Origin of the sequence: Micromonospora sp. NPDC047753 (assembly GCF_040642735.1) — a bacterium.
Lineage (GTDB): Bacteria > Actinomycetota > Actinomycetes > Mycobacteriales > Micromonosporaceae > Micromonospora.
In genome coordinates this window covers 1-7511 of record NZ_JBEYSL010000349.1, presented here as the reverse complement: position 1 = coordinate 7511, position 7511 = coordinate 1, and the positions used below count along the sequence as shown (strand labels likewise).

The 7511-nt window shown below is 71.5% G+C and carries 5 protein-coding genes and 2 pseudogenes; 3 read left to right on the top strand and 4 right to left on the bottom strand.

Going from position 1 to position 7511, the window contains the following annotated elements:
* Both ABZ749_RS24915 and ABZ749_RS24910 read left to right on the top strand, forming a co-directional pair.
* Positions 1 to 527, top strand: a pseudogene (locus ABZ749_RS24915) (hypothetical protein); the annotation flags it as partial.
* Positions 528 to 739: 212 nt separating this feature from the next.
* Positions 740 to 1183 (top strand): HNH endonuclease, encoded by a 444-nt coding sequence (locus ABZ749_RS24910; RefSeq protein WP_238676588.1) that lies wholly within the window; start codon positions 740 to 742, stop codon positions 1181 to 1183.
* A 70-nt stretch (positions 1184 to 1253) separates the two neighbouring features.
* Here ABZ749_RS24910 and ABZ749_RS24905 read toward each other — a convergent pair whose 3' ends face one another.
* The 4 genes from ABZ749_RS24905 to ABZ749_RS24890 form a co-directional block, all read right to left on the bottom strand.
* On the bottom strand, positions 1254 to 2876 hold the full coding sequence (locus ABZ749_RS24905; RefSeq protein WP_357231781.1) for a protein kinase: 1623 nt from the start codon (positions 2874 to 2876) through the stop codon (positions 1254 to 1256).
* Positions 2877 to 2954: 78 nt separating this feature from the next.
* Complete coding sequence (locus ABZ749_RS24900) at positions 2955 to 3470, bottom strand: hypothetical protein (RefSeq protein WP_357231778.1); 516 nt, start codon at positions 3468 to 3470, stop codon at positions 2955 to 2957.
* A 130-nt stretch (positions 3471 to 3600) separates the two neighbouring features.
* Entirely contained in the window at positions 3601 to 4368 is a 768-nt protein-coding gene (locus ABZ749_RS24895) for an enoyl-CoA hydratase/isomerase family protein (RefSeq protein WP_357231775.1), read from the bottom strand.
* A 140-nt stretch (positions 4369 to 4508) separates the two neighbouring features.
* Positions 4509 to 6896: a M4 family metallopeptidase gene (locus tag ABZ749_RS24890; RefSeq protein WP_357231772.1), complete on the bottom strand. Its 2388-nt coding sequence runs from the start codon at positions 6894 to 6896 to the stop codon at positions 4509 to 4511.
* A gap of 167 nt (positions 6897 to 7063) precedes the next feature.
* Here ABZ749_RS24890 and ABZ749_RS24885 point away from each other — a divergent pair.
* Positions 7064 to 7511: pseudogene (locus tag ABZ749_RS24885) on the top strand (hypothetical protein); the annotation flags it as partial.

Below are 7511 nucleotides of genomic sequence, written 5' to 3'. Positions count from 1 at the left end.
GGTTGGCGGCCGGTCGCTGCTCGACCACGCCAGCGCGCTCAGTGAGGCCGACGCGGTGGCCCAGAGCCCGGTGCCCGCGCGACCTGCTCGACGAGGAGGACTACGCGGTGATCGCCCGCAACCTGATCATCCGAGACCGGCGACTGGTGGCGCAGGCGGCCCGAGGCATCTTCTGGCCGGTGCTCGTACCCCTGCTGCTCGTGCTCTTCGCGGTCGTCGGGGTGAGTGCCGCCGCGGCCGCCGGCTCACCGACCACCCGGGCCACAGTGGCCCTGGTGGGCCTCGGCGCCGGGCTGGCCGCGATCTGGCGGTCGGTCTCCGGGCCCGCGCTGTCCGTCGCCGGTGAGGTCAACCGGCCGCTGCTGGACAGCGAACTCACCGCACGGATGGCACTGCGGCTGAACCGACCGCTGACCACCGCCCAGGTCTCGGCCAAAGCAGTTCCCCGCACCCGCCGCCAGCGGCGTCCCGACGGGGCCGGCCGATCGAAATACGTTGCCCGTGTCTCCCGGGCCGACCTACCGTGAGCGCGCAAGGTCAACCACCACCGCGGGAGCAGCTCATGACGATGTGGCACATCAGCATCGTGGTGTCGACGCTGCCCGGTGCCGGTTACCGAGCGGAAGGTCCCCGGGCGGGCCGGCCCGACTGACGCGTGTCCGTACGCGCTGAGCCGCCCCGTCCGACAGCCGGACCGGGCGGCTTCTTGCTGTCCGTCACCATCTGGAAAGGAGTCCCGGTGGATGCCGTCCTCGTCATCAACGCCGACCTCGGCCCGCTGCACCGGGTCACCGTCCAACACGCAGTCCGCATGCTCTGCCGTCGGGTGGCCGAGATCCACGAGGCCGAGCCGGACCGGGTGATCGGGGTCTTCCCGATGCCCCGGGTGGTGCGGCTGGTCCGCTTCGTCGTCACCCGGTGGAGGTTCAACTCCGGGCCGGCCTGGTCGCGGGCCGGTGTGCTGCGCCGCGACGACAGGTGCTGCGCCTACTGCGGCGGCCCGGCCTCCACCATCGACCACATCCTGCCCCGCTCGCGCGGCGGCCGGAACACCTGGCGGAACACCACCGCCGCCTGCTACGCCTGCAACCAGCGCAAGGGGGACCGGACGCCGGCGGAGGCGGGCATGCCGCTGCGCCGGGAACCGGTGAACCCGGGCTGGGCGGCGCTGACCGGGCGGTGACGGACCGGCCGGCGGGAACGGGGGGCCGCGTCCGGGGTACGACCCGGGCGCGGCACCCGCCGGCCCCCGATCAGGCGGCGCGTTCCTTGACCTTCGACCTCAACTGGCCGTTGGGGCAATGAACCCTGATCTCGCTGCGGTGTTCCGGGGAGGTCAGCTCGACCACGATCTGCTGTGCCGGCCCCGGGTCGTACCCCTCGGCCCGGAAACCGGGTGCGAGCACCACGGTGAGCACCTCGACCGACTTCCCCACGCAGCGGGCGGTGACCGTCCCGCCCAGCGCGTCGACCGGTACGCCGACGCCAGGTGTCGGGGTCGGCGCGGCCGGGGTGGGAGGCGGTCCGGCGGTGGTGGTCGTCGGGCCCGGGACCGCTGTCACGCCCTGACCGGCCGGAGAGCTGGTCCGGGTGGCGGGCGAGCTTCTCCTGGTCGTCGGTACGACGGCCGGTCCGGCATCGGCCGCGTCGGTCGGGTCCTCGGTGCGGGGCATCCCCACCGTGGTGGTGCCGGGGCCGCTGCTGGTCGGCGCGGCGCTCTGTCCCTGTCGATTGCTGAAGTCACCGAGCGGCCCGGCGAGCGCCACGGCGGCGATCACGGCCCCGGCGACCGTCAGAATGGCTCGCCCCCGACGCCACGGCCCGCGCCTCATCCGCACCGCCGAATCACCCGTCGTGCGGGCACCCTCCGGCCTGGCTCTGGTCGGCCCGGTGGCGGTCTGCTCGGGGCTGGTCTGCTCGAGGCTCGTCTGCTCGATGCTCGTCTGCTCGGTGCTCGTCTGCTCGGTGCTGGTGTGCTCGGGGCTCGTCTGCTCGGTGCTGGTAGGGCCGGTCTGCTTGGTTACGTCGGCCGCCGGTTGGGCGGCGGCAGCCGCCTCGGGGGCGGCCCCGCTGGCGGCGGCGAGCAGTATGCGGGCCGCGTCGGTGGCCGGTGGCCGATCGGCGGGGTCGGCGGCCAGGCACCAGCGGTAGAGCCGGTGCACCTCGGGCGGCACGCCGTCGATCGCGGGCAGCGGGTCCGGTTCGACGGGCGTGTGCGCGCGGAGCATCCGGGTCTGCGCCTCGGCCGGCCACGGCAACCGGCCGGTGAGCACCCGGTACAGCAGCAGGCCGAGGGCGTACACGTCGCTGGCCGGCCGCACCTCGCCAGCCTGCAACCGCTCCGGCGCCAGGTACGCCGGTGTGCCCATCAGCCGCCCCTCGAAGTCGATCTCCGGAGCGCCGACGGCTGCCGCGATCCCGAAGTCGAGCACCTTCGCACCGGTCGGCGTGAGCATCACGTTGGCCGGCTTGATGTCGCGGTGCACCAACCCCTGGTCGTGCGCTGCGGCGAGCGCCGAAGCCACCTCGGCACACACCCGCAGACCGGCGCGCGGGGGCAACGGCCCGACCACCAACCGGCGCTCCACTGTGTGACCGCCGAGCAACTCCATCACCACGAACGGGACCTCGGCACCGTCCACCACCGACTCGCCGTAGTCGTAGACGCTGGTGACGTGCGGATGCGACAGCCGAGCCGCGGCCTTGGCCTCGCCCCGGATCCGCTGCCGGGCGTCGGTGTCCGAGGCGACCAGCACCTTCACCGCCACGTCGCGCTCGAGCACCTCGTCGTACGCCCGATGCACCGCCGACATGCCGCCACTGCCGAGGCGCTCGAGGAGCCGGTAGCGGCCCGCAAGCAACTGATCACGCTGCACGACGGACAGCCTGCCGTACCGGCCTGAGTCCCGGATACCCGGGATCGAGATGTTGCGATGGGTGGGAGTGGGTTACGGCTACCGTCCGCGCAGATCCGGGTGGGCGCGCAGGAACGCCTCGCCCCGACGGGCGTTGCGGACGACCGACACGATCAGCACCACCCAGAGCACCAGCAGCAACCCACCGAGAACCGCGAAGAATGGTGCGAACGCCAGGAATGCCTGACCGACGCTCGTCATCGCCAACCCGGCGACCAGCAGCACGAACCAGCGCTGGCCAGCGAACTCTCGGGCCGTCTCCACGAGAAGGGCCGGGTCTTCGTCCGCCTCGGGTGTGCCGCGTCGAACCTGGCGCGCCAGCCGTCGGCGGTGCGACCAACTCAGCGCCAACAGTGGCGACCGCCGGGTAGCCCGGTAGCGGCCGGTCCGTACGGCCCAGACGATCGCGGCTATCTCGACGATGACTCCGAGGATCACCAGGACGAGCCCCAGGTTGCTGGCCCACCCCGGCGGGTCACCGTCGAAGATGCCGGTGTTCTGGCCACCCATCGCGACACCGACCGCGAGCGCGCCGACCACTGCGGGCAGCAGCACGAACCCAAGAATCAGACGAAGTCGCCGGCCGCTCCGGTCCGGATTCGTCGCCGTCTCGTCCATAGTGGTCCCCCGATCACCGCGTGGAGGGGATCTACCCATCGACGACGGCGGCCGAAACCCTGCCGACTCAGGCGTCGGTCGGGGGCTGCCAGGCGAAGCGGGGCGTACGCCGCTCGGTCACCGCCGCGACTCCTTCCCGGGCCTCGCCGGTCGTCGTCACCTTCCGGTGCCACCAGGCGATCCGCGCGGGCTCGGCGCGATCGTCGATGATCTCCTTGGCGGCGGCGATGCTCAGCGGGGACCGCATGGCGATCGTCGCGGTCAGCTCGTCCACCCGTGCGGCGAGCCGGTCGGCCGGCAGCACCTCGTCGACCAGGCCGATCCGCAGGGCGCGCTCAGCGTCGACCAGTTCGGCGGTGAACAGGAGGTGCTTGGCGGCGGACGGGCCGACGAGCCGGGCCAGCCGGCGTGTCGTCGGCGCCGGATAGACAAGCCCGAGCCGGGCCGGCGGTACGCCGAAACGGGCGTCGTCCGCGGCGATCCGCAGGTCGCAGGCGACCGCGAGCTGTGCCCCACCACCGACGCAGGCACCCCGGATGGTCGCGATCGTCGGCTTGCCGAACCGGGCCAGCCGTTCCTCGGCGGCCACCGCGATGCTGGCGTCACCGGCGTCCAGCAACTCGGCCAGGTCACCGAGGTCCGCGCCCGCGCAGAAGGCGTCACCGGCACCGGTGAGCACCAACGACCGTACGGCCGGGTCAGGCTCCAGCCGGTCGAGCAGTTCGGGGAGCTGACGCCACATGGCCGCGGTCATGGCGTTGCGCCGGGCCGGGTTGCTGATGACGACGGTGGCGACCGGCCCGGTCACCTCGACTGTCAACTCCGCGTCCGACACATCGGCCCCTTCCGGCGTCACCTGTGCGGCGCCGCCGATCTGCCCGCCAGCGTCGTCGCCCCCGCTGCCGCGACCATAACGACGCGAGCCCGACGACCACCGTGAGGGGTGGCCGTCGGGCCCGCGCGTGAGCCGTCAGGTCAGGAGACGTTGATCGCGGTGTCGTCGACCACGAACGACGTCTGGAGCGAGGAGTCCTCCACGCCCGTGAACTTCAGGCTGACAGTCTGACCGGCGTACGACGCCAGCGAGAAGGACTTCTGGCTGTAGCCGGTGGCCTTGTTCAGGTTCGAGTAGGTCGCCAGGGTGGCCAGAACGGTTCCGCTCGAGTTGAGCACCTGCACGTTGAGCTTGTCGTAGGCGACGCTGCTGGTGGTCTCGGCGGAGTCGATGTGCAACCAGAAGCTGAGGGCGTACGACGAGCAGCCGGCCGGCAGGCTCACCGACTGGGCGAGCGTCTCGGTGCGGGTGCTGCCGTACCCGTTCAGCCACGCCTTGTACGACCCGGTGCGGGCTGCCTGGCTGCTGGAGTTGGTGATGACGCCGGAGCTTGCCGTCCAGCCGGTCGCGCCGGATTCGAAGCCCGGGTTGGCCAGCTTCTGCCCCGGCGCGGTGCAACCGCCACCGGTGCCGTTCACGGTCAACGTGTAGGTGGCGCTGCGGGTGACCGCGCCGGCACCGTTGACGGTGACCGAGTAGGTGCCGGCCGGGGTGCTCGCCGAGGTGCTGATGGTGAGGGTGGACGAGCCGCCCGAGGTCACCGAGGCGGGGCTGAACGCGGCGCTCGCCCCGCTGGGCAGGCCGGACGCGGAGAACGTCACCGTCTGCGCCGAGCCACTGGTGGTGGCGGTCGACACGGTGGTGGCGGCGGAGCTGCCCGGGTTGACCGAACCGGCGGTGGGCGAGAGCGACACCGAGAAGTCGTTGCCGGTCGAGCAGGCGGAGTCGCTGCCGGCCACGTTCACCGCGGTCCAGGCTGCCTGCACGGCCTTGTACTCGGTGGAGCAGCTGCCGTACAGGTCGGTGGCCGCCCGCAGGCTGTAGGCGCGGGCGGTGTTCGCCGGGTTGCTGGTGCTGACGTACGACGTGTTGGAGGTGAAGTAGACGTCAAGCGCCCGGTACCAGATCTTCTCGGCCTTGGCCCGGCCGATGCCGGTCACCGCGGGGGCGGAACCGCAGACCGGGGAGGTGCCGTACGAGGTGGCGCCGGTGCCCTCGGCCAGGTTGAAGAAGAAGTGGTTTGCCACGCCGGAGGAGTAGTGCACGTCCTTGTTCTTGGTGCTGGTGGACCAGCAACTGTCGGACGAGCCGTCCAACGACGGGTTGTACATGTAGCGCAGCGGCGTGCCGTTGTTGTTGATGTTGATCTTCTCACCGACCTGGTAGTCGCCCGGGTCGCTCGGCGCGGCGGCGTAGAACTCCACCATGTTGCCGAAGATGTCGCTGGTGGCCTCGTTGAGGCCGCCGGATTCGCCGGAGTAGACCAGGCCGGCCAGCGCCTCGGTGACACCGTGGCTCATCTCGTGCCCAGCCACGTCCAGCGAGACCAGGGGGCGGGAGTTGCCCGAGCCGTCACCGTAGGTCATCTGGGCGCCGTCCCAGAAGGCGTTGACGTAGTTGTTGCCGTAGTGCACCCGGCTCGGCACGCCGCTGCCGTTGCCGAAGATGCCGTTACGGCCGTGCGTGTTCTTGAAGTAGTCGAACGTCTTGGCGGCGCCGAAGTGCGCGTCCACCGCGGCGGACTGCCGACTGGAGGTGGCTCCGGTGCCCCAGGCGTTGTCGGCGTCGGTGAAGGTGGTGCAGCTCGACGTGCCGTTGTTCATGTCACAGGTGCGGCCGTTGCCGCGCAACGGGTCGATCATCTGGTACGTGCTGCCGGAGAGCGTCGTGTCGATGCTGACCGCGCCGGTGTAGATGCCCTGGCCGCTGCCGACCACCGATTCGATCTCGTCGTACGACCCGACGGTCGCGCCGGTGGTGGCGTCGGTGATCACGTGCAGCCGGGACGGGGTCTGCCCGTCGGGCTGCCACCCGCTGACCACTGTCTCCCAGGCCAGTCGACCCTGCCCGGAACTGGCGTCCACGAACAGTTCCGGCGTGCCCACCGCCTCGGCCTTACCGGCGAACCGGGCGCTGGCGGCCTTCTTCGCGGCCGCCGCGGTGGTCCTGGCCGAGGTGGCGAGGGTCAGCGGCGCGGCCAACCCGACCGAACTGCCGGCGTACGTGCCGTTCGGCGCGGTGTGGATGACGAAGTCACCGCCGTACACCCGCAGGCCCTGGTAGGTCCTGGTGTAGCGGGTGTGGGCCGCGCCGCTGGGGTCGATCTTGGTGCTGCGCACCTGGTAGGACTCGGCGCTCGAGCCCTGGACGGCGCCGGGGTTCGCTCGTAGGACGGTTGCCGCTCGGGCCGCGGCGGAGGCGTCCGGCGCGGGAGAGGTGGGCGGGGCCGCGTGCGCCGGGGTGATGACGCAGGTCAGCAGGCCGCTGGTGAGCAGCACTGCGCTGACGGCGGCAAGAGCTCTTTTCACGTGCGCTCCTGGGAGGAGAAGGATGTGACGAAGGTAGTCACGCATGTACATATAGCTATGTGTTGAAGAAAAGAGAAGGCCCGAACCGATGTCAGACATCTACATTGACCGTTCGGATGAGTGGCTTGACGAGGGAACCAGTACCTGCCCCAGCACGTCCGACGGACATGAGACCCGCCTCGACAGCCGGCGTCACGTTCGCCCTACTGCTCGCGCTCCTGGCTGGCTGCACCAGCGCTGACCGGGCCGGTAGCACCCCTGACCAGCCGCCGAACAGCCCCGGCACGAACCTGTCCGCTCCGACCACCGGCGCTCCGCCCCCGACCGCCGCCCCCACGGCAAGCGCCGGGGCCAGCGCTGCGGCCCCCCGAGTGACGTTGCGAATCTCCGGTGGCTTCGCCGGGCGCGGTGACTCCATCGCCGTCGAGCCGGACGGTAGGTGGACCGTGACGGACCGGGCCGGCAGTCGGCGCAACGGCCGGCTCTCACCTGCCGATCAGGCCACCCTCGCGGGCCTGACCGCCGACCCCCGGCTCGCCAGCGAGGCGCAGCGACCCACCACCGCGACCAACTGCGCGGACGTGATGAACTACCGCCTCACCGTGGCCGGCAACG